Raw genomic sequence first — 255 nt, 5'->3', positions numbered from 1 at the left:
ACATCAAGCTGGAGCATTACTTCTTAGATGGAACGAAGATTGAAGCGAATGCCAATCGTTACACGTTTGTCTGGGGCAAAGCTGTTGTCAAACAGAAAATGAAGCTACAAGAAAAGGTGAAGACCTTGTTCGCTGCCATTGAAGAGGCAGAGAAACAGGAAGATCAGGCGCTGAATAACTTGGACCTTCCTGAGCTCGGAGAGGCTTCTGCCATCACGAGCGAAAAGCTCGAGCAGGCTGTTCAACGGCTTGAAA

At 47.5% G+C, this 255-nt stretch carries 1 pseudogene; it reads left to right on the top strand.

From position 1 onward, the window contains the following. Positions 1 to 255, top strand: a pseudogene (locus M3194_RS31100) (IS1182 family transposase); the annotation flags it as partial.

The sequence above is a fragment of the Paenibacillus glycanilyticus genome (assembly GCF_023715145.1).
Classification (GTDB): Bacteria; Bacillota; Bacilli; order Paenibacillales; family Paenibacillaceae; genus Pristimantibacillus; species Pristimantibacillus glycanilyticus_A.
Note: the sequence above shows the minus strand (reverse complement) of the source record. Positions and strands in the feature narration are given on the sequence as shown.